Source organism: Fictibacillus sp. EA-CB0309, from assembly GCF_055814265.1.
The window spans coordinates 2488230-2514665 of sequence record NZ_CP169271.1 but is presented as its reverse complement, the minus strand read 5'-3'; the positions used below and the strand labels follow the sequence as shown (position 1 = coordinate 2514665).

Annotated in this window: 21 protein-coding genes and 8 pseudogenes; 18 read left to right on the top strand and 11 right to left on the bottom strand. The window is 38.5% G+C overall.

Translation table 11 applies throughout. The features are described 5' to 3' along the window. Positions 1–218: 218 nt before the first annotated feature. Positions 219–767 carry a peroxiredoxin gene (locus ACEWFH_RS13950; RefSeq protein ID WP_473724466.1) on the top strand — a complete coding sequence of 183 codons (549 nt, stop codon included), beginning with the start codon at positions 219–221 and terminating at the stop codon, positions 765–767. A gap of 183 nt (positions 768–950) precedes the next feature. Further along, positions 951–1616, top strand: coding sequence for a potassium channel family protein (locus ACEWFH_RS13945; protein WP_473724465.1), 666 nt, complete (start codon positions 951–953; stop codon positions 1614–1616). Positions 1617–1659: 43 nt separating this feature from the next. On the opposite strand, the gene rnjA is transcribed toward ACEWFH_RS13945, so the two are convergent. Both rnjA and ACEWFH_RS13935 read right to left on the bottom strand, forming a co-directional pair. Continuing rightward, positions 1660–3330, bottom strand: coding sequence for a ribonuclease J1 (gene rnjA / locus ACEWFH_RS13940; RefSeq protein WP_473724464.1), 1671 nt, complete (start codon positions 3328–3330; stop codon positions 1660–1662). A gap of 3 nt (positions 3331–3333) precedes the next feature. Further along, positions 3334–3543, bottom strand: coding sequence for a DNA-dependent RNA polymerase subunit epsilon (locus ACEWFH_RS13935; RefSeq protein WP_473724463.1), 210 nt, complete (start codon positions 3541–3543; stop codon positions 3334–3336). Between the two features lie 381 nt (positions 3544–3924). On the opposite strand from ACEWFH_RS13935, the gene ACEWFH_RS13930 reads away from it, so the two are divergent. Next, on the top strand, positions 3925–4833 hold the full coding sequence (locus tag ACEWFH_RS13930; RefSeq protein WP_473727305.1) for a DMT family transporter: 909 nt from the start codon (positions 3925–3927) through the stop codon (positions 4831–4833). A gap of 228 nt (positions 4834–5061) precedes the next feature. On the opposite strand, the gene def is transcribed toward ACEWFH_RS13930, so the two are convergent. Next, the gene (gene def / locus ACEWFH_RS13925) at positions 5062–5613 is read right to left on the bottom strand and encodes a peptide deformylase (RefSeq protein ID WP_473724462.1); all 552 of its coding nucleotides are present in this window, start codon (positions 5611–5613) and stop codon (positions 5062–5064) included. A 694-nt stretch (positions 5614–6307) separates the two neighbouring features. Between def and pdhA the strand changes: the two genes are divergently transcribed. The 5 genes from pdhA to ACEWFH_RS13900 all read left to right on the top strand — a co-directional run bounded on the left by pdhA (position 6308) and on the right by ACEWFH_RS13900 (position 11804). Further along, positions 6308–7390: a pyruvate dehydrogenase (acetyl-transferring) E1 component subunit alpha gene (gene pdhA / locus ACEWFH_RS13920; protein WP_473724461.1), complete on the top strand. Its 1083-nt coding sequence runs from the start codon at positions 6308–6310 to the stop codon at positions 7388–7390. A 1-nt stretch (position 7391) separates the two neighbouring features. After that, on the top strand, positions 7392–8369 hold the full coding sequence (locus tag ACEWFH_RS13915; protein ID WP_473724460.1) for an alpha-ketoacid dehydrogenase subunit beta: 978 nt from the start codon (positions 7392–7394) through the stop codon (positions 8367–8369). A 104-nt stretch (positions 8370–8473) separates the two neighbouring features. Further along, a complete protein-coding gene (locus tag ACEWFH_RS13910) occupies positions 8474–9802 on the top strand; it encodes a dihydrolipoamide acetyltransferase family protein (RefSeq protein ID WP_473724459.1) in 1329 nt (442 codons plus the stop codon). Between the two features lie 4 nt (positions 9803–9806). After that, complete coding sequence (gene lpdA, locus ACEWFH_RS13905) at positions 9807–11219, top strand: dihydrolipoyl dehydrogenase (protein ID WP_473724458.1); 1413 nt, start codon at positions 9807–9809, stop codon at positions 11217–11219. Positions 11220–11573: 354 nt separating this feature from the next. Then, positions 11574–11804, top strand: coding sequence for a hypothetical protein (locus ACEWFH_RS13900; protein WP_473724457.1), 231 nt, complete (start codon positions 11574–11576; stop codon positions 11802–11804). Here the strand turns inward: ACEWFH_RS13900 and ACEWFH_RS13895 are convergent. Beyond that, positions 11797–13299, bottom strand: a complete 1503-nt coding sequence (locus ACEWFH_RS13895) for a glycine betaine uptake BCCT transporter (protein WP_473724456.1) — start codon at positions 13297–13299, stop codon at positions 11797–11799. The two genes, ACEWFH_RS13900 and ACEWFH_RS13895, sit on opposite strands and share 8 nt — an antisense overlap. A gap of 353 nt (positions 13300–13652) precedes the next feature. Between ACEWFH_RS13895 and ACEWFH_RS13890 the strand changes: the two genes are divergently transcribed. Next, positions 13653–13775: a hypothetical protein gene (locus tag ACEWFH_RS13890; RefSeq protein ID WP_473724455.1), complete on the top strand. Its 123-nt coding sequence runs from the start codon at positions 13653–13655 to the stop codon at positions 13773–13775. Here ACEWFH_RS13890 and ACEWFH_RS13885 read toward each other — a convergent pair whose 3' ends face one another. Then, entirely contained in the window at positions 13776–14204 is a 429-nt protein-coding gene (locus tag ACEWFH_RS13885; protein ID WP_473724454.1) for a DUF1885 family protein, read from the bottom strand. Positions 14205–14418: 214 nt separating this feature from the next. Between ACEWFH_RS13885 and ACEWFH_RS13880 the strand changes: the two genes are divergently transcribed. Then, entirely contained in the window at positions 14419–14718 is a 300-nt protein-coding gene (locus ACEWFH_RS13880) for a DUF3055 domain-containing protein (protein WP_473724453.1), read from the top strand. A 112-nt stretch (positions 14719–14830) separates the two neighbouring features. Next, on the top strand, positions 14831–14953 hold the full coding sequence (locus ACEWFH_RS13875) for a GapA-binding peptide SR1P (protein WP_082820825.1): 123 nt from the start codon (positions 14831–14833) through the stop codon (positions 14951–14953). Positions 14954–14999: 46 nt separating this feature from the next. Here the strand turns inward: ACEWFH_RS13875 and ACEWFH_RS13870 are convergent. Further along, positions 15000–16474: pseudogene (locus ACEWFH_RS13870) on the bottom strand (aminotransferase class I/II-fold pyridoxal phosphate-dependent enzyme). 346 nt (positions 16475–16820) lie between these two features. On the opposite strand from ACEWFH_RS13870, the pseudogene ACEWFH_RS13865 reads away from it, so the two are divergent. Next, positions 16821–17785: pseudogene (locus tag ACEWFH_RS13865) on the top strand (NAD(P)H-dependent flavin oxidoreductase). A gap of 102 nt (positions 17786–17887) precedes the next feature. Here the strand turns inward: ACEWFH_RS13865 and ACEWFH_RS13860 are convergent. Next, positions 17888–18516, bottom strand: a pseudogene (locus ACEWFH_RS13860) (YktB family protein). Positions 18517–18682: 166 nt separating this feature from the next. Here ACEWFH_RS13860 and ACEWFH_RS13855 point away from each other — a divergent pair. After that, positions 18683–18871 carry a hypothetical protein gene (locus ACEWFH_RS13855; RefSeq protein ID WP_473724452.1) on the top strand — a complete coding sequence of 63 codons (189 nt, stop codon included), beginning with the start codon at positions 18683–18685 and terminating at the stop codon, positions 18869–18871. 125 nt (positions 18872–18996) lie between these two features. Next, on the top strand, positions 18997–19773 hold the full coding sequence (locus tag ACEWFH_RS13850) for an inositol monophosphatase family protein (protein ID WP_473727304.1): 777 nt from the start codon (positions 18997–18999) through the stop codon (positions 19771–19773). Here ACEWFH_RS13850 and ACEWFH_RS13845 read toward each other — a convergent pair. Further along, a complete protein-coding gene (locus ACEWFH_RS13845; protein WP_473724451.1) occupies positions 19765–20163 on the bottom strand; it encodes a DUF5325 family protein in 399 nt (132 codons plus the stop codon). The two genes, ACEWFH_RS13850 and ACEWFH_RS13845, sit on opposite strands and share 9 nt — an antisense overlap. 153 nt (positions 20164–20316) lie before the next feature. Here ACEWFH_RS13845 and typA point away from each other — a divergent pair. From typA to ACEWFH_RS13830, 3 genes and pseudogenes are all read left to right on the top strand, one after another. Continuing rightward, positions 20317–22151 (top strand): annotated as a pseudogene (gene typA, locus ACEWFH_RS13840) (translational GTPase TypA). Between the two features lie 78 nt (positions 22152–22229). Next, a complete protein-coding gene (locus ACEWFH_RS13835; protein WP_289497643.1) occupies positions 22230–22508 on the top strand; it encodes a YlaH-like family protein in 279 nt (92 codons plus the stop codon). A gap of 15 nt (positions 22509–22523) precedes the next feature. Next, on the top strand, positions 22524–22802 hold the full coding sequence (locus tag ACEWFH_RS13830) for a hypothetical protein (RefSeq protein WP_473724450.1): 279 nt from the start codon (positions 22524–22526) through the stop codon (positions 22800–22802). A gap of 533 nt (positions 22803–23335) precedes the next feature. Here the strand turns inward: ACEWFH_RS13830 and ACEWFH_RS13825 are convergent. Together ACEWFH_RS13825 and ACEWFH_RS13820 are read right to left on the bottom strand one after the other, a co-directional pair. Next, positions 23336–23535, bottom strand: a pseudogene (locus ACEWFH_RS13825) (YlaI family protein). A 170-nt stretch (positions 23536–23705) separates the two neighbouring features. After that, positions 23706–24340: pseudogene (locus ACEWFH_RS13820) on the bottom strand (YhcN/YlaJ family sporulation lipoprotein). 134 nt (positions 24341–24474) lie between these two features. Between ACEWFH_RS13820 and ACEWFH_RS13815 the strand changes: the two are divergent. Further along, positions 24475–25808, top strand: a pseudogene (locus tag ACEWFH_RS13815) (PhoH family protein). 41 nt (positions 25809–25849) lie between these two features. Here ACEWFH_RS13815 and ACEWFH_RS13810 read toward each other — a convergent pair. Next, a pseudogene (locus ACEWFH_RS13810) lies at positions 25850–26351 on the bottom strand (peptidyl-prolyl cis-trans isomerase). Positions 26352–26436 lie beyond the last annotated feature (85 nt).

Genomic DNA, 26436 nt, shown 5'->3' with positions numbered 1-26436 from the left:
CAATCCTCAATTCAAACTGCTTGATTGAGAATGAAAACTGCCAAAATGAGCGGATAATTTCACTTTCTAAGTTTAACTTGCTATCATTAAGGAGAAATTAAAAAGTGGGAACGTCAATCCTTATTTAAATTAATTATTATTTAATATTGACTAAAAATAAGGGTTGTACTATAATAACCCATGTAAATAAAACAGTTTTTTTGGAGGGATTTTCACCTATGGCAGAACGTATGGTAGCAAAACAAGCACCTCGATTTGAAATGGATGCAGTATTACCAAATAAGGAATTTGGAAAAGTAAGCCTTGAAGAGAACATGAAGAACGATAAATGGACAGTTCTTTATTTCTATCCAATGGATTTCACTTTCGTATGTCCAACAGAGATTACTTCTCTTAGCGACCGTTTTGACGAGTTTGAAGACCTAGATGCTGAAGTAATTGGTGTTTCCACTGATACAATTCATACTCATAAAGCATGGATCAACACTCCACGTGACATGAACGGTCTTGGCGAGTTAAATTATGCTCTTGCTGCTGATACTAACCACTCAGTAGCACGTGACTATGGTGTTCTAATCGAAGAAGAAGGTGTCGCTCTTCGCGGATTATTCATCATTTCTCCTGAAGGTGAGTTAATGTACTCTGTAGTTAACCACAACAACATCGGTCGTGACGTTGAAGAAACTTTACGTGTTCTTCAAGCGCTTCAAACTGGTGGACTTTGCCCAGCTAACTGGAAGCCTGGCCAAAAAACTCTAGAAGTTTAATATCTAATGATTATTGGAATAACCCAAGACTTAGCTCTTGGGTTATTTTTGCAATATAAAAAGAAGATGAGTGGTTAACGAGTTTTTTTCAATTTTATACATATGATGCAATAAGATGAGATTATGAACGATAGAAAATGTGGTAAAATAAGGCTATGACATAGGGGATTGGAGTGAGTATGTTTGAAGAAGCAGTTTGCTGTTATCGGTTTAGGGCGTTTTGGCGGCAGTATGTGCAAAGCTTTGTCTGATCAGGGGATGGAAGTATTAGCAATTGATATTGATGAAGATCGAGTGAATGAGTTTTCAAATATTGTGACACATGCTGTTATTGCTGACTCAACAGATGAAGGTGTGTTAAAAAGTTTAGGTATCCGGAACTTTCAGCATGTTGTAGTGGCCATCGGAGATAATCTCCAATCCAGTATACTCACAACGCTTATATTAAAAGAAATGGGTGTTGGCAAAATAACGGTTAAAGCCCAGAATGATTACCATGAAAAAGTGTTAAGGAAAATTGGAGCAGATAAGATCATTCATCCAGAACGCGATATGGGCGTTCGAATCGCTCACCAAATCGTTTCCAACAATGTGCTGGACTACTTAGAATTATCAGATGAACATAGCATAGTAGAACTTGTTGCAACGCAAAAACTGGATGGGAAATCTTTGATTGAACTTGATATTCGTGCAAGATTTGGCTGCAATGTTGTTGCGGTTAAACGAGGTAAAGATATATTTGTATCACCACAAGCTGACCAATCGATTCGTCAGGGAGATGTACTAATTGTAATCGGCAAGGACAAAGATATTAATCGTTTAGAAAAACAAATGGCAAATGAAGAATAAAAAACCGTTACCCTTATAAAGGGAACGGTTTTTGTTATGTTTATTAAATTTCCATAATAATAGGAAGAATCATTGGACGTCTTTTTGTTTTTTCATACAGAAACGGCGCCAATGTATCTGTGATTTCATTTTTGATTTCTGACCATTGAGTTGTTCGTTTTTCATTCATAATCGTTTCAAGGTGCTTACTTAGTAAACTTTGTGCGTCATGAATCAGATCGCCGGACTCTCTCATATAAACAAATCCACGAGAAATAATATCAGGTCCTGCTTCAATTTTAAATTCTTTCATGTCCATACTTACTACGACAACGACAAGTCCCTCTTCTGAGAGGATTTTACGGTCTCGCAAAACGATGTTTCCGATATCGCCAATTCCGCTTCCATCCACATAAACAGATCCAGAAGGGATTTTACCTGCAACCATCGCTTCGTTTTGGGACAGCGCAAGTACTTCACCATTATCCATAACGAATGAATTTTGAGAAGGAACATCACAATCAGAAGCAAGTTTGGTGTGCATCTTAAGCATTCTATATTCACCGTGGATCGGCATAAAGAACTTTGGCTTCATTAGACGAAGCATAAGCTTTTGTTCTTGTTGACCACCATGTCCTGAAGTATGAATATCGTTTAATGATCCATGAATAACTTCAGCACCTGCTCGATATAGCTGGTTGATCGTTTTACTTACACTAAGTGCATTGCCTGGGATTGGTGAAGATGAAAAGACAACAGTATCACCAGGAATGATTTGAATCTGACGGTGTGTACCATTAGCAATTCTAGATAGAGCTGCCATTGGTTCACCTTGGCTTCCTGTACATAAAATCGTAACTTGGTTATCAGGAAGACGGTTAATTTGATTTGCATCCACAAACGTATTCTTTGGTGCCTTAATAAATCCAAGTTCTTGTCCTACAGTGATAGCAGAATCCATGCTGCGTCCAAAAACAGCTATTTTACGGTTGTTAGCAACTGAAGCTTCAACTACCTGCTGCAATCTATGGATATTTGATGCGAAAGTAGCGAAGATCACTCTTCCTTCCATCTTTCTAAAGATATCTTGAATGCTTTCTCCGACACGTCTTTCAGATAACGTAAATCCAGGAACTTCACTGTTAGTAGAATCAGAAAGTAAGCACAGAACGCCTTCTTTTCCGATCTCAGCCATTTTCGTTAAGTTTGCCGGTTCACCAACAGGAGTGAAATCAAACTTAAAGTCACCTGTATGTACAATGTTCCCTGGAGGTGTTTTCACAACTAAACCGTATGAGTCTGGAATGCTGTGTGTAGTTCTGAAAAAGCTTACAGAAGTTTTTCTGAACTTGATCACATCATCTTCCGAAATTTCATGTAATTGCGCACGACGTAGCAAACCGTGTTCTTCAAGTTTGTTTTTAATTAATGCGAGTGCCAATTTACCCCCGTAAATTGGAATGTTAACTTGTCTTAAAAGATAAGGAATACCGCCAATATGATCCTCATGACCATGTGTGATGAATAATCCTTTAATTTTTTCTTCGTTTTTTACAAGATACGTATAGTCAGGAATTACGTAATCGATTCCCAAAAGTTCATCTTCTGGGAATTTGATGCCTGCGTCGATTAAGATTATTTCATCTTGAAATTGAACGGCATACGTATTTTTACCGATTTCTCCTAAACCGCCAAGTGCAAATACAGCGGCTTGATGATTTTTTACAAATTTCATAAATTATACATTCTCCAATTCCAATGAATTCGTTTCTTTTTCATACTCAAGAAATTTACCGTTAATTTCTTGAATGAACTCAATGTTGTATTTGCGGTCAGCTAGTTTTTTACGTACGTCATTAATCGTTTCAGCCTCTACATATACTGTTTGAGTATGTTCGCGAACAGGAACCTCAGTTAAGCTAGTTTGAAAAAATACTTTATAAATCATCTTTCATGTCTCCTTACCGGTCTGTAGTTTTTGAGTTTCTTCGTCCTATTATAAAGGAAAGTGACATGTTTTTCATGTTTTTTCATAAAGGTTCATGTTAAAACACGTAATAATAGAAAAATAATAACTATTAAGAGTGCTGTGTTATCCATTATAATGACTATAGTCTAAGAGAAATTTAACTTAGTTAATAATCAATTTTCCGTTATTATTTTGTTGTTTGACCCATTTTCTTAATTTCTTTAAAAAACGCATTCTCTTTTTCATTTATTACCCTCCGTCCTTTTTTTATTACATAGTATGTGTAATTGAAACAAGATTTTGAGAGGGAAATTGTTACATTTTCAATAATGGATTTTTTTAAAAGAGGGAGTCGAAGTGATGAAACTCTATTCAGCACTGTTCGTTTTAAGTTTAATCTGGGGAATGTCTTTTTTGTTCATTAAGGTTCTTCTTGGTGTGTTTGATCCTTGGCAAATTGTATTTATACGCTGTTTGCTCGGGATACTAACCATTCTGCCTTTATTTCTATTAAGTAAACAAACCGTAAACTGGAGGTCTATTCCTGTAAAAAAACTCGCTTTGGTAGGCGTATTGAATGCAGGAATTCCATGGGGATTAATTGCCTGGAGTGAAACGTTCTTGGACAGTGGATATACAGCCATTCTGAATGCAACAACACCTATTTGGACAACGATGATGGGTGTGTTCTTCTTTTCTATCAGAATGCAATGGAGGCAGTGGATAGGGGTTATGGTGGGTTTCGTGGGGATTATATTATTAATGGATGTTGATGCACCAGGACTTGCGAAGAACCAGCTCATTTTAGGTATAGTCTTAATGTTAACAGCTACAAGCTGCTATGGTTACAGTTCACAATATGCTAAGAAGCATTTGCAAGATACGACCGTGTGGATAACAGCCTCTACAACTCTCCTGGCTGGATTGTTATTAAGTGCATTAATGATGGGGATTACTGGAGGCTGGCATTTGCCTGATGATGCATTCCATCAAAATGTTGTACTCTCCTTTATTGGTCTTGGCGTGTTTGGATCAGGGTTAGCGTACCTTCTGTATTATTATATGATCTCTGCCGGTTCAGCAGAGTTTGCCACTCTCGTTACATATCTTGTTCCTGTATCAGCCGTGATCTGGGGAAGTGTGTTATTAAATGAGAAGATCCATCCTATCGCATTTTTAGGACTGGTATTCATTTTTGCAGGAGTATATTTAACAGGAAAGAAAAAACGAGTTAATGCTATTACAATCAAACATGACCAATCAGCGTAAACACTCAGTTTAAAATGAGTACTTCGATATCCGGAGGTACGAGTGTGATGCAGCTTAAATAGAAAAGAGGTAATGACTCGAGAATGATGTCATTCCTCTTTTTTGTGTTAAGTCTTACGAAAAGATGCTGTGAATGATTATTATTGTAAAAATTCATATAAAAATAACCCACAAAGGCTTTTCTGCGCCCTTATGAGTCATCTTCTGGTAATCTTCCTCTTCATTTTGTTATCTAAAAACAACTGAATTTGCTGGTGGTTCAAATGGTTGCTTTTCATTGATACGGTCGTAGAACATGATACCGTCTAAATGATCGAGTTCATGCTGAAAACAAATCCCAGGCAGACCTTTTAATTTAAGTTCTACTTCCGAACCATCTGGAGTAAATCCTTTTACAGTCACTTTTGCATAGCGTGGAACAAATCCAGGAACATCTCTATCAACAGATAGACAACCCTCACCACCGTCTAAGTAAGTCATCTGAACAGAGTGGCTGATAATTTTAGGATTTAATAATGCATAGCTGTATAATTTGCCGTTCTCATCAGTTACATGGAAAGCAAAGATACGTTTGGAAATACCAATTTGAGGTGCTGCTAATCCTATTCCAGGTCTTAGATTGTATTTACCTGCAATCTCAGGATCTTGACTATTTTTTACAAATTCAAGAAGCTGATTAGCGGTTTGAATATCTTCTTCTGAGAAAGGTGCAGGTACTTCAACAGCTTTTTGCCTAAGAGCAGGATGACCTTCTCTTACAATATCTTTCATGGTTAACACAAGCATAACCTCCGTGCCTTGAACTTTTATCTAAACTTAATTTCCTCTTATCATAACATAGAGTTTTTTTAATAAAAAAGAACGGAAAAATAATATTTTATTGTTCATTATCAATGGCTGTTATCGTCGTAATTAATGTTGTTTATGAAAATAGTTGTTACTCATTTTAGGATACTGGCTTTCCGTTGGGCTTACTATGAGTTCCATTAGCGCAATACGCGGTGGCGTACGAGATGTCTCAAAAGCGACAATCTTTTAGGGAAAATAATTGGCTGGTTAAAGTTCTAATTTATTTTACCTCAAAAGGTGACTAATACAGTGGGTGTTTTAAAGTGAAACAGTTTTTAAATTTACAGTTAGCAGCTTAATGAGAAAAAACTCTTAAAGTTGTTATTACTATATGTTATCTATAGATTGACTGTGTTTCAGCAGTGGTGTAAACTAATTTACGTGAAAAGGATTGTTGTGTTACTCTAGTTACATAAAATAGTAATACAGTTAGGATGCCGCAAGATGGTTTAGCTCTTGTGTACAAGGGAAAACTTCAATGGGTATACAAAGGCATACCTAAAAGCCTTTTAAAAATATAAACCTGTCTTAAAAATGATTCACTTTGGGCAACCTGTAAAATATGTGCATGTTTTTAAGATCAGGGAAAATTGACAGGGTAAAAGAAAGGAAGAGGTGACTTTTCATGACGAAAACAATTGATGCTGTTCAAGATCAATTTGAAACGTTCCAGATTCTTTCAGAAGACGGAGAAATAGTTAACGAATCGGCAATGCCGAAATTGTCTGATGAAGATCTGCAAGAACTTATGCGCCGCATGGTTTACACACGTATTTGGGATCAGCGTGCTATTTCTTTAAACAGACAAGGACGTCTTGGTTTCTATGCTCCAGTAGCAGGACAAGAAGCTTCGATGCTTGGAACTCACTTTGCATTAGATAAAGAAGATTGGATTCTTCCAGGATACCGTGATATTCCTCAAATGGTTTTCCACGGCTTCCCATTATCTCAAGCGTTCTTATGGTCTCGTGGACACTTCCAGGGTGGACAGATTCCTGAAGGCGTGAACGTATTAATGCCTCAAATCATTATCGGTGCACAAATCATTCAAGCTGCTGGTGTTGGTTTCGGACTTAAGAAACAAGGTAAAAAGAACGTATGTATCACTTACACTGGTGACGGTGGAGCATCACAAGGTGACTTTTATGAAGGATTGAACTTTGCAGGGGCTTACCGTGCTAATGCGATTTTCGTTGTTCAAAACAACCGTTTTGCAATTTCGGTTCCAGTTGAAAAACAATCTGCAGCAAAGACAATCGCTCAAAAAGCGGTTGCAGCTGGTATTCCAGGTATTCAAGTTGATGGAATGGATATTCTTGCAGTGTATGCAGCGACTCAACAAGCTCGTGAGCGTGCCATTTCTGGCGAAGGTCCTACATTAATCGAAACTCTTACTTATCGTTATGGACCACATACGATGGCAGGAGACGACCCTACTCGTTACCGTACAAAAGATCTTGATAACGAATGGGAAAAGAAAGATCCACTTGTTCGTTTCCGTAAGTTCTTGGAGAAGAAAAATCTATGGTCTGAAGAGCAAGAAAATAAAGTAGTAGAAGAAGCGAAAGAAGATATTAAAGCTGCCATCAAGAAAGCAGACGGAGCACCTAAGCAAAAGGTTACTGACCTAATCGGGTTTATGTTTGAAAACCTTCCGTTCAACCTTCGTGAGCAGTTAGAAGAATACACAGCAAAGGAGTCGAAATAATATGGCTCAAATGACTATGATTCAAGCAATTACAGACGCTATGCGCAATGAATTAAAGAACAATGAACAAGTTCTTGTTTTCGGTGAAGACGTTGGTCAAAACGGCGGAGTTTTCCGTGCCACTGAAGGACTTCAAAAAGAGTTTGGAGAAGAGCGTGTTTTTGATACTCCGCTAGCTGAGTCTGGAATTGGGGGACTTGCAATAGGTCTTGGGCTTACAGGTTTCCGTCCAGTAATGGAGATTCAGTTCTTTGGTTTTGTTTTCGAAGTATTTGATTCAGTTGCAGCACAAATGGCTCGAATGAGATACCGTTCCGGCGGAGTTTATACTTCTCCAGTAACGATCCGTTCACCATTTGGTGGAGGAGTTAAAACACCTGAGCTTCATGCAGACAGCCTTGAAGGGTTAATGTATCAAACTCCTGGTATCAAAGTTGTAATTCCTTCAACTCCTTATGATGCAAAAGGGCTTTTAATCTCTGCTATCCGTGACAATGATCCGGTAGTTTATTTAGAACATATGAAATTGTATCGTTCTTTCCGTGGTGAAGTACCAGAGGAAGAATACACGATTGAACTCGGAAAAGCTGATGTGAAACGTGAAGGTAAGGATGTTTCTATCATTACTTACGGTGCTATGGTTCACGCATCGCTAAAAGCTGCTGAAGAATTAGAAAAAGAAGGCATCTCTGCTGAAGTTATCGACCTTCGTACAATCAGCCCGCTTGATATTGAAACAATCATGGCTTCTGTTGAAAAAACAGGACGAGCGATTGTAGTACAAGAAGCACAGAAACAAGCTGGAATTGGAGCGTTCGTTGTAGCTGAAATCAATGACCGTGCGATCCTTCACTTAGAAGCACCTGTACTGCGTGTTACAGCACCAGATACAGTGTTCCCATATGCTTCTGCAGAAGATGTTTGGATTCCAGATCATCGTGATATTGTAGATAAAGCAAAGAAAGTCTACAATTTCTAAAAAACAAAAATGCAAGCTGAAAGGATGGTCATCATTGACTGCTCCTTTCAGCTCTTTCACATCATTAGATAAAAAAGATTGAAACAAAATAGGAGGCGTTAGTCGTGGCATATGAATTTAAGCTTCCCGATATTGGTGAAGGAATTCACGAGGGTGAAATCGTAAAGTGGTTTGTTAAAGCAGGGGACGCAGTTAAAGAAGACGATATCCTGCTTGAAGTACAGAACGATAAAGCTGTAGTAGAAATCCCATCTCCTGTAGACGGTAAAATTCTTGAATTAAAAGTAGATGAAGGAACAGTATCTGTTGTTGGTGATGTTCTAGTAACGATCGAAGCAGAAGGTGAGATTCCTGCTGATGCTCATGGCGGTAGCGATGAAGCTCCTGAACAGCCTAAAGCTGAAGAAGAGAAGAATGTGACTGCTGATCAAGCTAAAGAAGCTGACAAATCAGAAGCTAAAACAGATAAAACTGAAGATACAGCTAAAGAAGAACCAGCAGACGAATCTAAGCGTGTTATCGCAATGCCTTCTGTTCGTAAATACGCTCGTGAAAAAGAAGTTGATATTCGTAAAGTACAAGGTTCTGGAGATAACGGACGTGTATTAAAAGAAGATATCGACAAGTTTGTAAGCGGTGGTGGAGAAGCGGCAGCTGAAGCACCAAAAGCTGGCGAAGAAGCACCTAAAGCAGAAGCGAAGAAAGAAGCACCAAAAGCTATTCCAGCTGGAGAAATGGAAACTCGTGAAAAGATCAAAGGAATTAGAAAAGCGATCTCTAAAGCGATGGTTAACTCCAAACATACTGCTCCACATGTTACACTAATGGATGAAGTGGACGTTACTGATCTAGTTGCACACCGTAAGAAGTTCAAGCAAGTTGCTTCTGATAAAGGCATCAAGCTTACTTATCTTCCATACGTGGTAAAAGCATTAACTTCTGCACTACGTGAATACCCTGTGCTTAATGCATCAATCGATGATGCAAACGAAGAAATCGTGTACAAGCACTATTACAACATCGGTATTGCGGCAGATACAGATAACGGTTTAATGGTACCGGTTGTTAAAGAAGCTGATCGTAAATCCATCTTCAAAATCTCTTCTGAAATCAATGAGTTAGCTACTAAAGCACGTGATGGTAAGCTTTCTGGTGAAGAGATGAAGGGCGGATCTTGTACGATTACGAATATCGGTTCTGCAGGCGGTCAATGGTTCACACCAGTAATCAACCACCCAGAAGTAGCAATCTTAGGTATCGGCCGTATCGCTGAAAAAGCAGTAGTTAAAGACGGAGAAGTTGTAGTAGCTCCTGTATTAGCACTATCTCTAAGCTTTGACCACCGTCTGATCGATGGTGCAACAGCTCAAAATGCATTGAATCACATTAAGCGTTTATTGAACGATCCACAACTATTAGTAATGGAGGCGTAATTCGATGGTAGTAGGAGATTTTCCAATTGAGTTAGACACACTTGTTATTGGTTCAGGTCCTGGGGGATATGTTGCGGCAATTCGCGCTGCACAATTAGGACAAAAAGTGGCTATTGCGGAAAAGGCAGAAATGGGCGGCGTTTGTTTGAACGTAGGTTGTATTCCATCAAAAGCTTTAATTAATGCAGGTCACCGTGTAGAACATGCTAATCACTCAGAAGATATGGGTATTACTGTTGAAAACGTAAAAGTTGATTTCAGCAAAGTTCAAGACTGGAAAGCGGGCATCGTTAAGAAGCTTACTGGCGGTGTTGAAGGATTGCTAAAAGGAAATAAAGTTGAAATCATTCGTGGTGAAGCTTATTTCGTAAATGAAAACACTGTACGTATCATGGATGAGAAAAACTCTCAAACATACACGTTTAAAAATGCAATTGTCGCTACAGGATCACGTCCAATTGAAATCCCTGGTTTCAAATGGAGTGACCGTATCATTTCTTCTACAGGAGCACTTGCTCTTAAAGAAATTCCTAAGAAGATGGTAGTAATCGGCGGTGGTTACATCGGTATGGAACTTGGAACTGCTTATGCAAACTTCGGTACTGAAGTAACTATTCTTGAAGGAAGCAAGCAGATCCTACCTGGATTTGAAAAGCAAATGAGCCAAGTCGTTTCTAAGCGTTTAAAGAAAAAAGGCAATGTAGAAGTATTTACAGAAGCTATGGCTAAAGGCGTTGAAGAAACAAAAGACGGGGTTACTGTAACAGCTGAGATCAAAGGTGAGTCTAAGACATTTGAAGCTGACTATGTTCTTGTTACGGTTGGTCGTCGTCCAAACACAGAAGAACTTGGTCTTGAGCAAGTTGGTGTTGAAATGACTGAACGTGGTCTTATCAAAATCAACAAAAAAGCTCAAACAAACATCAGTGGCATTTATGCAATTGGTGATGTAGTTGAAGGTCCAGCGCTTGCTCACAAAGCTTCTTACGAAGGTAAGGTAGCAGCGGAAGTAATCTCAGGACATGCTGCAGAGATCGATTACATGGCTATTCCGGCTGTTGTATTCACAGATCCAGAACTTGCAACTGTAGGTTATGATGAAAAGTCTGCTAAAGAAGCTGGATTTGATGTGAAAGCATCTAAATTCCCATTTGCAGCTAATGGACGTGCTCTATCTATGAACGAAACAGATGGTTTCATGAAACTTATCACTCGTAAAGAAGATGGACTTGTTTTAGGAGCTCAAATCGCAGGTGGAAATGCATCTGATATGATCGCTGAATTAGGATTGGCAATCGAAGCAGGAATGACTGCTGAAGATATCGCAATGACGATTCACGCGCATCCAACTTTCGGAGAAATTTCGATGGAAGCAGCTGAAGTTGCGATTGGACTTCCGGTTCATATCGTAAAATAAATAAAACAAAAATCCTCTTCAGGCTGTAAATTCAGCTTGCAAGGGGATTTTTATGTCTCTTTTCTATTAGGTTGTTGTTTTTGAGTCCTTTATTTGGAGCAAAGCATCTTCAACAAAAAGTTGATTGTAGTGCAAGGTGCGAGACTCTTGGGGGATTAGCGGGACAGGTAAGGCTCCTAAGGTCGCAAAGCGACAAGGAGGCTCACCGCACGCCCCTCGGAAAGCGAGCATCCTGTAACGGAAATCAACCACATTCTAGAGCGACAAAGATTGGGAAACCAGCCTTTTTCATTCAATCATATATTGCAAAACGTGTCATACCCTTTAATTATAAAGAAGTACATGGAGGACGAAATGAACGTATTGCTTAGCATACTTATTCAATTTATGATGTGGTGCGGATATTCATTTGTTCTCTTTCTCTCGCACCATGATCATAGTTTTTACGAAACAATCCTATTGCTGATGTTTGGTTATTTCAACTTCCTAGTAGCACAGCGCTTCATTCAAAAAAGGAAAGTGGCATTAAATATTACGATCTCATTAACCGTTATTTATGTTACAGGTAAACTCTGGTTTATTTAGTCCAAGTATTACTTTTTTCTTCAGATAACGCTTTTTGCAGAGCGAACATCATAAAGATCAATACAAACGCAAACGGGAATGCGGCAATGATGGACGCTGTTTGTAACGCTTCTAAACCTCCGGAATATAAAAGAATTGCTGCTGCAGCTGCAATCACTATTCCCCAAACAAACTTTGTCATAGAAGAAGGATTTAAACGGCCATGGCTCGTTTGCATTCCAAGTACAAATGTAGCTGAATCAGCAGATGTAATAAAGAACGTGCTGATTAAGAATATAGCAAGCACCGACATGATTGAACCAAACGGTAAGTTTTCAAATAGAGCGAATAAGGCAATCTCAGTCCCTTTATCCGTAATGATTTTATTTAAACCGACATTATTAAATATCTCGAGATGTAATGCTGCTCCTCCGAATATAGAAAACCACAGAGCACCGAAAACGGTAGGTACAAGCAATACTCCTAATATGAATTCACGAATCGTTCTCCCTTTTGATACACGAGCGATAAAGGTACCTACGAAAGGTGCCCAAGCAATCCACCAAGCCCAATAAAAGACGGTCCAGCCTTGAATCCATCCTGCTTCACTAGGACGAAATGGACTTAGCTTAAGACTCATACTCGGCAAATACTGTAGATAATTTCCTAAAGACTGAACAAAGACATCCATAATAAAGTTAGTAGACGATGCAAAGAGCAAGAAAGCCATTAGTAAGACAGCAAGAAGAATATTAAGGTTACTTAAGTATTTAATACCTTTGTTCAATCCCGTTTGAGCAGAAAGAGTAAATAATACAGTAACGATAGCTATTATAATTAACTGTGTCGTAAAGTTATTAGTGATATTCGTTAAATATGAAATGCCTCCGCTAATTTGGACTGCGCCAAGACCTAGTGATGTCGCAACACCAAAAATGGTAGCAAAAACAGCAATAATGTCTATTGTTTTTCCAATAGGTCCATTTACTTTATCTCCTAATAATGGACTAAAGATCGAACTGATCAGACCAGGTGCTCCTTTTCTGAATTTAAAATAAGCGAGAGATAGTCCGATAAGCGTGTAAATTGCCCACGGATGTAATCCCCAGTGAAAGAAGCTATACCTGAGAGCAGCTTGTGCTGAAGCAGCATTTCCGCCTTCTCCTGAAGGTGGTGTATAGAAATGACTTATCGGTTCTGCTACACCCCAAAATACAAGGCCAATTCCCATTCCTGCACTAAATAACATGGCAAACCACGTAACAGTATGGTATTCAGGCTTTTCATCTGGTTCTCCAAGTTTAATTTTACCATACCTGCTAAAAGCCAAGTAAAGAACAAAAATCAAAAAGCTTGTAGCAGACAGCAGATAAAACCAGCCAAATTTCTCTTGCAAGAAATTTTGAATTGCTGTAGCTTTTGCTTGGAATTCGGCAGGAAATAAACTTCCTATAATAATAAAAACGATAGAAATCAATAGTGAAACGATAAAAACAGTATTAGGTTGTTTTTTCATTTCTTCACATCCTTTCTCGATATGTATTCTTTTTATTTTCCCCTAAGGGACCGAAAGTTTACATTGTAGTAAAAATAAAATAGGAAGTCCAATCATATGATTGAACTTCCTATTGGATATTGTACCTTTTCATAGCTTCTACGAAGAAAGTTGTTGCCATAAAGTAAAGTTTAATATTAAGTGCCTCTGTGATTTTGTGTATAGTTTTAACGTTAAAAAAACTTGATAACATTTTAGGGTTATTGGAAAATTGATACAGCTAATTTTTTAGTTGCTTAAGCTTTCACTTGTTTATAAATGATGGCTTGCAAAGAAATTTTTTACATCATTCAATACGTTGATAGGAGTGTAAGGTGCGAGACTCCTGCGGGACGAGCGGTCAGGTGAGACCCTTAAGGCGCATAGCGGCAAGGGGCTCACCGCACGCCCGCGGAAAAGGAGCACCTGAAACGGAAATCAACCACTTTCAAGAGTAATTATTTCTTCGGATAATAATACATCACCCTACCGTTAAAAAGATGGAGTTCGCCTTTCAGTTTTGAAGCCAAAAACTTACAAAACTCATTTGCTTTTCCCTTGTCTCCATGCGTAGAAATATCGGTTAATGAAACTTGAATGTAGCTGGCGATTTCGTCTGAATCTGGTTTGTTCTCTGTTCCTACACCTATTAAGATATACTTGTTTTTCCGGGGATCTATACCTTTTAAATAAAACCATTTATGGTCCGCTTCTTCTTTCTCCTCAACGGTGTATGGAAAGGCTGCATCGGAATAACCCCATGAAAGCTGATCGCCTGTTTTGGAGGTGATGGAACGGTAGTACATGAGTAAGTCTTTCACTTCTTCTAATGTGATTATCTGTTTTTCAGAAGCGGGAACAAGCTTTATATAAGCATTTTGAGACATGTAACTCACTCCAGTTAGTCATTTTTAAGGGCATTTATACATAGAATAGTATATCATATTTCAAGAAGATTTTGACAAATTGGAGTTTAAATATCCATATTTAAGGGAATTACTCTTACATTCAATTACAGTCCTATTAGTATACCTCATTTATTTAAAACAGGTTATACGCAGCCCGATCGATGAACAGTGAAATCATACGAGGAGGGGTAACATGGAATGGTTTGAAAAATTGTATGACGAGAGTGAATCCGTAAATGTCCGATTTGTAGGTTTTACTACAGATACAGTCAGGTATGATTTTGGCATTGTTTATACGAATATGTTTTTTGGTAAGCCTTTAGTGGTCTGCATGCAGACTGGAAGATCAGCTTTATTAGATTCAAATGATATGCGAAACTTGGAATATATTAAGCAGGTGTTTCATATTAAGACCCTTAAAGAAGCGGAAGATTTAGCGCTTTTCTTTGAAGAAGCAGTCCCGCACATTCCTGTTATCGAACAATATGATTAATGAACACATTTTTTTAATGTGTTATACTAAATGTATTGACAAACCAAATGTGACATAATAATATATAAATATAAACGTAAGCGCTTTCAAAATGTGAAGGGAGATGGATCGGATGGGAGTAATCATTTGCCAAACGTGTGAAACAACAATAGAGCATTTTGAAGAGGAAAAAGTAACAACTTTGTATTCAAACAAATGTCCACATTGCCAAGAGCAAGCTAAATTAGAGAAGTAAAAAAGAAGACCTGAGAAGGTCTTCTTTTTTGTGGAGTTATTCATTATTAACGGATGGCAACTTGCTCTTGGATAACTTTTAAATATTTTAATTCTGCATTTTCAGGACCCTGAACTGGGAGCCCAGCTTCAAGGTTTTCTTTAATATAATCTAAGTTTTCTTGTGTAATAATTTCACCTGGTATAAAGATTGGAATGCCAGGCGGGTACACCATTACAAACTCTGCGATAATTCTTCCAGCTGATTCTTCAAACGGTACACTTTCTGTATTCGCATAGAAAGCGTCACGAGGTGACAGTGCAAGGACTGGAATGTCAGGTACGTGTACAGGAATCGATTTGATCTCTTCGTTCTTTGAAGTGCTTTTCTCTTCAGAAAGTTGTTTTAATGCTTGAACGAGAACCATCGTATCTTTTTCATGATCCGCCGTTGTGATCAAACACAAAATGTTATACAGGTCTGATAATTCAACTTCAATGTTGTAATTTTTACGAAGCCACGTCTCTGCATCATAACCTGTAATACCCAGATCTTTTACAGAAATTAAAAGCTTGGATGGATCGTAATCAAATGTTGCAGATGTACCAAGCTTTTCTTCGCCTACACAATAAAGATTAGGAATATCATTAATTTGTGCTCTTGTATCATTAGCTAATGAAATCGTTTTTTCGATTAGCGTATATCCCTCAGTAGCTAGACGTCTTCGTGCTGCGTCTAGTGAAGCAAGCAGGATATAAGAAGTTGAAGTTGTTGTCATCATACTTAAAATGGTTTGAACGCGTTCAGGAGAGACAAGTCCTTCTTTAACATTTAAAATGGAACTGCCTGTTAAAGATCCTCCTAATTTATGAACGCTTGTTGCAGCCATGTCTGCACCAGCTTGCATTGCGGATAGTGGCATGTGATCATGAAAATGAATCAAAACACCATGGGCTTCATCTACAAGTACAGGTACATCGAATCGGTGTGCAATATCAACGATTCCTTTTAAATCTGCAGCAAAACCAAAATAAGTCGGGTTGATAACGAGTACAGCTTTTGTGTCTGGGTGCTGGTTTAAAGCCTTTTCTACGCTGTCAGGAGTGATACCATGTGAAATTCCCAGCTCAGGGTCAATCTCAGGATGAATAAAAATTGGTGTTGCACCTGAAAAAACGATGGCTGTCATAATAGACTTATGAACGTTTCTCGGCACTAGAATCTTATCTCCTGGTGACACAACAGACATGATCATCGTCATGATCGCTCCGCTCGTTCCTTGTACAGAGAAAAATGTGTGATCAGCCCCAAAAGCTTGTGCTGCTAGAGCTTGAGCTTTTTGATCATCCCTTTTGGGTGATGAAGATCATCAAGGGGAGTGATGTTAATTAAATCGATTGATAATGCATTAGGTCCAATAAAATCTTTGAATTCTTCATCCATTCCTTGCCCTTTTTTGTGGCCTGGAATGTGAAACTGCAATGGGTTTTTGTTTGCATGTTCACGCAAACCAGTAAATAAAGGAGTTTCGTGTTGAGACAATTTATACTACACCTCATCTATCGTGAACTTATATGTTTTTTTGTTAGTTTTATAGCTGTTTTCGTATTCGTTGTTGCTTTTGAATGTAGTTGATTTCCGTTCCAGATGCTCGCTTTCCGCGGGGCAGGCGGTGAGCCACATTCGTACGTTTCACTTTTAAGTGTCTCACCTGCCCGCTTGTCCTAGCCGTAGTCTCGCATCTTCCACTACAACCAACTGTTCAAAGAGGATATAAAAAAGATTATTAAAGCAACAATCCTTTAGAAAAGAGTTATTTTATAAAACAAAAGAAGTATAACAGAAAATGCATGAAGATGTAAGTAAATGATTTAATTTTCAAGGAGGAATACAATTGAACACTAGACTAACAGCTTTATTAAATATTGAACTTCCCATTATACAGGGCGGGCTAGCATACTTAGCTTATTCGGAACTTGCTTCAGCAGTGTCAAATGCGGGGGATTAGGTCAGATTACAGCGATGTCATTGCCAAATCATCATGCATTAAGAGAAGAGATTCAGAAAACTAAGAGTTTAACGTCACGTCCTTTTGGAGTAAATTTCGCGATTGGCCAGCATGGCAGATCTTATGAAGATATGCTGGAAGCTGCCATTGAAGAGGGTGTTGAAGTAGTTAGTATCACTGGAGGGAATCCGGCACCCGTACTGGACCGTCTAAAAGATACAAATATAAAAACACTTGTACTCGTTTCCAGTGTGCGCCAAGCAATGAAAGCAGAAAAATCAGGGGCAGATGCTGTAATGGCTGTTGGACAAGAAGGCGGCGGACATATAGGCAAGGATGATACAGGTACGTTTGTGTTGATCCCTCAAGTTGCTGAAAGTGTATCTATTCCGGTTATTGCTTCTGGAGGGATAGGTGATGGTAAAGGACTTATGGCAGCTTTGTCTCTTGGAGCAGAGGGGATCGAGATGGGGACCAGATTCATCGCAACAAAGGAATGTGTACATGCACACGCAGCATACAAAAAGCTTATTGTGGAAAGCTCTGAGATGGATACGGTAGTTATTAAAAGGGTTTTAGGTATGCCGGGCCGAACGTTGCGTACGGATTTTGCATTAAAAATCTTAGAAGAGGAAAAGAAAGATGGTACTTACGAACATTTAAAGAACTATATAAGTGGAGAAGCAAATCAAAAGTTTATATATGAAGGAAAAGATGAAGAGGGTTTTGGCTGGGCTGGACAAATCGTTGGAAGGATTAAAGATATTCCAAGCGTAGAAGAACTGTTCCAACGAATAAAAACAGAATCAGAAACACTTCAACAAAAATTAAACAACCTTTTCTAACACTTTTCTAACAATAATGATACATACCCATACATTTATGTTGTATGGCAATATACTAGTGGTAAGAAGCAGCTAAACTTCTGCTTCCTGCCACTATTTTTATTACAGTTTTTTCTTTAAGTTATAAAGGGGTAAGAGCGTTTTAAAGGTTTCAGTAATACGATCGTACCAGTCATCTTCACTCATGTTCACAGCTTCATCTTTTTCAATACGAACGCCGCAAAGCAATTCCGCTTTTTTACGGTGCTAAGCCGGGTTGCCATTTCTTCTAATCGTTCCTTTTTGACCTCACGATGAGTAAAACTTTCTGGTTTCATATGATCATCTGACCAAACAAAATCGTTAGGAATGTCCTTTTTAATCTTATTGAGGTTCTTAAGGAAGACTTTGCCGTACGAATCTTTTATAGGTGCTTCGTATATGAGTGCAAACCAGATAAAAACATGTGTTTCCCAAAGTCCAATCTGAAAATGTGGCAGCATTTTGTAACCTCTTTTGTTAGGAGCAAAAGCAACCCATGTATCCTTCGGAGGATTTACAGTTCTTCTTGCATGCTTAGCGACATGAAAAAACATCTCTTCTCCAGTGAAAGCAGTCAGTTCTTCAGCATATCTATTTCCGAGAGTCTCCAACTTAGGCCTGATCTGGCTGATGATTTGTTTCATGCGATCATCAAGACCAGGTGTTTGGAAAACGTTAAAATCTTGGGCTTTAAATCCATTGAATGTCATGAAAAATTTCCTCCTGATTATCAAGTGCTACAAAGAAGTTTATCACACGAAATGTTATTTAAAAAATGTTTGCATTAGATTCCGCAAAGTGCCGTTTCCATATACATGACTCATTCATAAAATAAAGAAACGAAGAATACGAGAAAAGAAAGGATGTGCCGGTGAAATGAAACAAGTAATGAATACATTAAAAAGAACGGATGCAGAAAGAAGAATTCCAGTTTTAAAACTTGAGATTGATTATGAATTAGCTACTTTGTTTGATGCTTTAAAGTTAAAAGATCAGAAACAGATCAATGAATCTAAGCGTAAGCTCGAACGATTAAGGCTGGAGCTCGTGAGATTAGAAGGATGATCCAAGCTGATAGCGGATAACAAAAACGAATCCATCATGAACGGATGGTTCGTTTTTTTGTGAAGAAGATGAAATTGACTTATACTATAAAAAAGGTAAGGGGTGAAAACGTGACTAATGAGGAAATGAAATCTATAGAGAAACATCTGAAGACATGGACACTTGAAGCTGCACAGTTACTTAAAGATTCTTTTGAGAACACGTTAACGATTACATATAAATCACATATTGCGGATCTCGTCACGGATATGGATAAAAACATCGAAAAGTTTTTTATTGATAAGATACAGCATACGTTCCCTGACCACAAAGTGCTTGGAGAAGAAGGGTATGGTGATCAAATTGAAGGGAGATCGGGTATCATCTGGATAATCGATCCCATCGATGGCACAACGAACTTTATTCACCAGCAAGCTAATTTTGCAATTTCAATCGGTATTTACGAAAACGGTATTGGAAGAATGGGATTAATATACGATGTTGAAGGAAATAACCTATACTTTGCAAAAGAAGGCGAAGGGGCATACTTAAATGAAAAGAAATTACCAAAATTAGAAGAAGTGACATTATCCGAAGCGGTTGTTGGTGTCAACGCTACATGGGCTGGACCTAACAGACGCATCAATCATGAGAATGTCCAGCAGATAATTAGAAAATCTAGAGGAACTCGATCTTATGGATCTGCTGCCATCGAACTCGCATATGTCGCCTCAGGTAAGTTGGATGCCTATATGACACTAAGACTATCGCCTTGGGATTTTGCGGCGGGGCTGATTCTTTTAAATGAAGTGGGAGGAATCGTCACTCGAACTGATGGTGAACCTGTTCAGCTACTTGAACAAAACAGCATTCTGGCCGCTAAACCTGGATTGCATAAAGAAATCTTAGATCACTTAACTTGATGCAAAAAAAGACTGAATCTTATTCTCTAAAAAATTTTTAATGTGGTTTTTGAGTCTGGCTGTTTTCTTTAGAATGGTTGCTGAGGCACTTAAGAGTGAAACGTTACGAATGTGGCTCACCGCCTGCCCCGCGGAAAGCGAGCACCTGCAACGGAAATCAACCACTTTCAAAAGCATTATAGCTTGGCCAAAAACAACTATTAGCAAAAAGAACGTTCCATTAAGAACGCTCTCTTTGCTTTTTTTAAGTGAAAATCCATATCCCATAAGTAGAAAAACGGAAACGATCGATACGAAAAAGATTAACCAGCTTCTCTCCCCGATAGCTATCCCAATACCGCATATTGCCAGCGCGGTTAAAAGTGCGATGATGAAGAAAATAATATTCATGATGACCTCCAAGCCAAAAACTTGTCTATACTATATCGTAAGTGTACCGAATTTACATAAAAAGAAAAAGCCTTTCAACAAATTTGTGATATAATAGTCGAGTTGAACAAAAAATGATAAGAAAAAGAGATAGGATATAAGGAGAGAATACATTTGAATAGAAGAGATGATTTACGCAATATAGCGATTATTGCCCACGTTGACCATGGTAAAACGACATTGGTGGACAAATTGCTACATCAATCAGGAACATTCCGTGACAATGAACAAGTTAATGAACGTGCTATGGACTCCAATGCTCTAGAACGCGAGCGTGGAATTACAATCTTAGCTAAAAATACAGCAATTAACTATAACGAGAAACGTATTAACATCATGGACACTCCAGGACATGCCGATTTTGGTGGTGAAGTGGAACGTATCATGAAAATGGTTGATGGTGTTCTACTTGTTGTCGATGCATATGAAGGATGTATGCCACAAACACGTTTCGTTTTGAAAAAGCGCTTGAGCAAAAGTTAACACCAATCGTAGTAGTAAATAAAATTGACCGTGATTTTGCACGTCCAGAAGAAGTTGTAGATGAAGTAATCGATCTATTCATTGAACTAGGTGCTGAAGAAGATCAATTAGAATTCCCTGTTGTTTATGCATCTGCACTTAAAGGGACAGCAAGTATGGACCCGAGCAAGCAAGATGAAGACATGACAGCTTTGCTTGATACGATTATTGACACAATTCCTGCACCAGAAGATAACAGTGCTGAGCCTCTTCAGTTCCAAGTTACGATGCTAGATTACAACGACTATCTTGGTCGTATTGGTATTGGTCGTGTATTCCGTGGAACGATTAAAGTAGGTCAAGCTGTTTCATTAATGAAGCTTGATGGTTCAGTGAAAAAGTTCCGTGTTACAAAATTGTTTGGTTTCTTAGGCCTAAAGCGTATTGAAATCAACGAAGCAAAAGCTGGAGACCTTATCGCTGTTTCTGGAATGGAAGAGATCAACGTTGGGGAAACAGTTTGCCCTGAAGGTCAAGAAGAAGCACTTCCTGTTCTTCGTATCGACGAGCCAACATTGAAGATGACTTTCTTAGTTAATAACTCACCATTTGCTGGTCGTGAAGGTAAATATGTAACAAGCCGTAAAATTGAAGAGCGCTTAATGTCTGAGCTTGAAACAGACGTAAGTCTACGTGTTGAAAACACGGATTCTCCAGATGTTTGGACAGTTTCTGGACGTGGTGAGCTTCACCTTTCAATCTTAATCGAGAACTTACGTCGCGAAGGATTTGAACTTCAAGTATCAAAGCCTGAAGTAATCGTTCGTGAAATTGATGGCGTGAAATGTGAGCCTGTTGAGCATGTGCAAATTGATATTCCTGAAGAATACACAGGTGCAATCATGGAATCTTTAGGAGACCGTAAAGGTGAAATGAAGAACATGGTGAACAATGGCTCTGGACAAGTTCGTCTTGAATTCATGGTACCTGCTCGTGGGTTGATCGGTTACACGACTGAGTTCTTAACTCAAACTCGTGGTTACGGAATCCTAAACCATACGTTTGACAGCTACCAGCCAATGGTTGCTGGAAACGTTGGTGGACGTCGCCAAGGTGTATTGGTTTCAATGGAGAACGGTAAAGCATCTCAATACGGAATCATGGGTGTTGAAGACCGTGGTACGATCTTTGTTGAGCCAGGAACAGAAGTATACATGGGTATGATCGTTGGGGAGCACACTCGTGAAAATGATATTACGGTTAACATCGTCAAAGTGAAGCAGATGACTAACATGCGTTCTGCGAACAAAGACCAAACAGTAAGCATGAAAAAACCGCGTATCATGTCTCTAGAAGAAGCGTTAGAATACTTGAACGATGACGAGTACTGTGAAGTAACACCAGAGAGCATCCGTCTTCGTAAAAAAGTGCTTGATAAGAACGAACGTGAAAGAGTAGAGAAGAAAAAGAAGCTTGCTCAAGGCTAAACGCATTTCTTAACGATCGGAGTGGGAATCGTGGAGAAACAAGAAATCATGAAAGCGACAGGGGAAGATTCATCATCCATGGCATTATTGCTAGGGATTGAAAACGACCCTGTCAGAGCTTTTCTGCTGTTATATTTAATCATTACAGTGCTTAGTATTATTGTTTTCAAGCTAGGATTCGCAAAGAAACTGCCGCCTTTAAAGTCAGCAGTCATTTATCTGTTTTTAATTATCGGATGTATGCCACTTGCGTTCTTTGGCATCGGTCTGCCGGTAGCAGAGGGACTTATTGTAGCTGCACTCATCTTGATTATTTATAAAGTCAGATTATATCAAAGTAAAAAAGAAAATAGCTGACTGGGGGTATGAAAGATGCAGCTTGTTGACGCTCTTTCTAATTGGTTGAGCATTAAGAAAGTACATGAAGAAAGACCCCATGATTTAGCAGCTAAGGAGACTTTTGAATTTTTTAGTGAGATTCTTATAGAAGATCACCATGTGAATATAACATCCGTCTCGATTTCAGGACCTTATTACATTGTGCTGTTTGAAGTGAACGGCATAGAAAAGTCTGAAAAGTTTTTTATAGATGTGATTGATGCTCTATATGAAGGAATTCAAAATGAACCTAGATTTAACGAAGAGTGCTGATTTATTCAGCACTCTTTTTTTGCGCGATCAGAAAGTATAACTTGTTCGCATCATGATATTCGACGAGGTACAAGTTAGCGCAACTAAGGCTGACGCGAAAGGTTAGGCGTCAGCCAAGTTTTTTTGTGAATATGAGAGACAAAGAATCCAATTAGGAAAGCAAAAAGTATGTGTCCGATGAGCCATAAAATAAACGGCATAGTTAATGGGGGCTGAAAAGGCTTTGAGACTGCCATATCGTAAAGTGGGAAGAAGGTAAATGACATGATCACATTTATGACGAGAGAAAGTAAATAGGGACGATTATACACGTCACAAAGTAAATCAACGATTGCGATTAATCCAATTGCAATAAAAATGTGCAGAATAAACTGAAGGAATTCATTGAAAATGATGTAATCAGGCAGTGGCATAAAATCAATATTTAACAAAAAAGTGTAAAGTTTTATCTTGAAAATTGTTTCTGGGATATAAAAAAACAAGCCAGCAAGATGCCGGCAATCGTACCATGTAAGATCCAGGAAATTAATCTCTTACCAATCATTATTCGTATCCGGACTTCGATATAATGTGAAATTACCAGTAGCTTCACGTTGTGCAGTTTTCCTTGTTATCCGTTCTCTGCAAGGTTCGCACATGAATGTGTGTATAGGTCGGTTTCTTAGTTTTTTGCTAGTGAGCATTCATTTTCAATGACTTCTATAGTATCGCATAATACGCATTTTACACGCATCGTATTTCACCTCTTTCAAACAGTATACCATAAAGAAATTGGAAAATTAAATGAATGAGATGCCTTATCCGATTTTCGACACCGTTCGCCTCAACACTAATCCATTAGGATATCAAAAAGACTCATGAAGGCTTAAATTCCGCCTACATGAGTCTTTGATTATCGTCAAATCAACTTTCATTCAGTCTTTGCGGCTGATTCTTATCCGATTTCTCTTGTTTTTGCTGTTGATTCTTAAGTTGCTTTTCTTCTTTTTTATTTAATTGACTGTTGTTTGTTTCTGTAGGTGAAGGCTTTTTGTTTGGATACTGTGTGGTATTTGAGGCATTAAGCGTCCTACTATTCCTGCTAGTTCTCTCATAATTCCACCGATTGGGTGGCCTTGGCGAATCTGTATACCCATCTGACGGAGCCTTTCAACAGTGTCAGGATCTGCTGTAACTACGGCGTTTTTACCATTTGGATCATTCTTTAGTGATTCTGCTACTGAGTACTTTATGGATCCTACACGAGAATTATCAAGCTTTCGGTCAACATCTATCCCAACTACGGCATAAGGGCCTAATACGACTGCTGTTGCGTCCTCAACACCAGGGATACCTGTTGCTAACCCTACAAGGTGTTTTGAAATTTCTTGAGATCCTTTTGGCTGTTCAGGTTTCTTGCTGTTTGCTGTTTGATTTACTTTTGTAAGCCGAGGAGTGTTTTGGTCATTTTGTGCATTATCTTTATTATTGTTATTGTTCATGCAGCCAAACAGTACGAATATCGCACAAAGGACGGCGGCAATACGGAATATCTTCATCGGTATCAATCCTTCCAAGTCATTTCCGTTATTTTTTGTACATTCTTCTAACTTTATTCCTTCGTACATACATTTTAATAGGCAGTCCATAAAAAACGCTAAATGAATAGAACTACATTAAGTCAGGAGGCTAAATGTTGAATAAACGATACGTCCTAGATACGAACGTGCTGTTGCAGGATCCTTATTCGATACAATCTTTTGGAGATAGTGAAGTAATTATACCTGCAGTTGTGTTAGAAGAAGTGGATTCCAAAAAACGTTATATGGACGAAATTGGAAGAAATGCGCGGGAAGTTTCCCGATTAATCGATCGTGTGAGACAAAACGGCCAGCTGCATAAAGGAGTTCCCTTGAAAATGGCGGTACGCTTCGAGTAGAGCTCAACCATAAATCATTTAAAAGACTGCAGGAAACATTTGTGGAACCGACGAACGATAATCGAATTCTTGCTGTGACACTAAATTTAAAGCAAGAAGAAGAGGAGAAAAAGAGCGGCATTAAAGTCATTTTGGTTTCAAAAGATGTACTTGTCCGAGTTAAAGCTGATGCTCTTGGAATAGAGGCAGAAGACTTTTTAAGCGACAGAGTAATCGATAAGAACGATCAAACGTATACGGGTTATAAAGAAATTTATGTCCAAGGAGATCTTCTAAATAAGTTTTATGAAAAAAATGAACTTCAGCTGATTGAACTGTCCGGACATTCGTTTCATCCCCACCAATTTGTCATATTAAAAGACGTTTTCAGGTCTTCGGTGTCTGCTTTGGGAAAAGTAGATGATCATGGTAAAATACTAAAACCATTAAGGTATGATTCTGAGCAGATCTGGGGAATACGAGCTAGAAATGTTCAGCAAAAAATGGCTTTCGAGTTGCTTCTACGAAAAGATTTGCCTCTTGTTACGCTCATCGGAAAAGCGGGTACCGGAAAAACGCTGATCACCCTTGCTGCAGCTCTTCTTCAGACTGAGGATTTAAAAGACTATATCAAGTTGTTCATAGCCCGTCCAATCGTACCTGTTGGGAAAGATATCGGTTATCTTCCAGGTGAAAAAGAAGAGAAGTTAAAGCCTTGGATGCAGCCTGTCTATGACAACTTAGAATATTTATTTAACACAAAAAAGTCTGGAGAACTGGAGAAAATCCTTGCGGGCATTGGCTCCATTCATGTAGAAGCGCTCACTTATATTCGTGGCAGAAGCTTGCCAGATCAATTTATTATTATTGATGAAGCCCAAAACTTAACCAAGCATGAAGTGAAAACGATTTTAACGAGGGTTGGTGAAGGTAGTAAGATTGTTTTGCTCGGAGATCCGCAGCAGATCGACCATCCTTATCTTGACGAGTTTACTAATGGATTAACGTATGTCGTGGAGAAGTTTAAAGACCAAGCGCTAAGCGGACATGTTCGTTTAGAAAAGGGTGAGCGTTCGTCGCTTGCACAGATCGCAGCTGATTTGCTATAAAAAAGATGACAGCCCTTAATTGAGCTGTCAAAATGTCCATTTTATAAAATTGTGATGGCAGAAATATGCTTGATGGGATTTTCCTTATTTCGTCCATCAGCAAAATAAAAATGTACCGGTCCATCTTCTTTTAACGGCTTACCGTGATCAGAAAATGCAAAATAGCCGTCTTGTGCTTCTTTAAGTGTGATTTCTACGTTACCGTCCCCTGATTCAATGATAACTTTTTCTGCGTCAGGGTGCGGTTGTGCATTATAGATAAAGTAAGAGAGAGAGATAGCGAAAGAGCCTGTTAAAAGCGTTTCTTTTAACGTGGTTTTCGGTTTCTTTTTCTTGTTCAGATGGAGGGATTGCTCCTTCTTGTAATTCTCTATCCCAATGAGCAGATACATCTTTTAAGTATTTCTCTTGTTCACTTTCCTTTGACTTATCTAAGTCAAATAACGTGGTTAAATCCTCTTTTCTATCATCAAAAATCCAAACACTTGGATCTAATGTAAGGGGATAGTTCACTTTCCCATTAAGGGCAACGATGAATTCCATAAAAACCTCCTTGAATAATGAAAACGCTATTAAAAGCATAGCACGATTATATGAATACTGTAATATGTTGATTTTTTTATGCAAA